This window comes from Dyella sp. LX-66 (genome assembly GCF_018599165.1).
Taxonomy (GTDB): Bacteria; Pseudomonadota; Gammaproteobacteria; order Xanthomonadales; family Rhodanobacteraceae; genus Dyella_D; species Dyella_D marensis.
The window spans coordinates 1-678 of sequence record NZ_JAHFVJ010000033.1; the positions used below are offsets into that span (position 1 = coordinate 1).

Here is a 678-nt window from a genome sequence, read left to right on the forward strand (position 1 = left end):
ACGTGATATCGGTGACCCACGCCCGATCAGGATGCGCCACATTGAACTGGCGTTGCAGCCGATTGGGCGCGACAACCGCAGGCTTACCGCCCTTGTAGCGACGCCGAAGCGGAGAGCGCACCGAACGGGCCGAGAGCGGCAGTTCCCAAAGCCAGCGGACTTTGGCGTCGAATAATCCCAGTACGAAATAACCAACGCCAGCCGCCATCATGCACAGCGCGCCGACGTAGAACGTCTGAAGCGGCTCATTGAACCTCAGGGAGCTCGTATACAACGTTGGGCGCATCCATCGCGCCCCGCTCCATGGATTCATAGCTCGCATAGCCACGAGAAATACGACGGCAAACAGACAGAACCCGGATATTACCCATGGAAACGACCATGAGCCTTTGTCGAAGCCGGCGTGCGCGCCCGACCAGATCATCTGCAGCGGCGCAGCAATTGCGGAGATCGCGATGAGTGCAACGTGGCGTCGGAGCCATGTTGTGTCTTGCTTATGCATGATGGGGGTCCCTCCAAACGCAACGGGATCAGGCTCACTTCTAAAAACCTGGACTACCCCCGATTCCTCGGACGGTTTAAATCGTCACCGTAAGCGTACGCTCAAAGCTGTCCGGAGATTGATACCCGAGACTGCTATGCAAGCGTTTGCGGTTATAGAAGATCTCGATGTACTGG

The 678-nt window shown here is 57.4% G+C and carries 1 pseudogene; it reads right to left on the bottom strand.

Annotation, left to right across the window (positions count from 1 at the left end):
* Positions 1 to 502, bottom strand: a pseudogene (locus KK141_RS22870) (hypothetical protein); the annotation flags it as partial.
* Positions 503 to 678 lie beyond the last annotated feature (176 nt).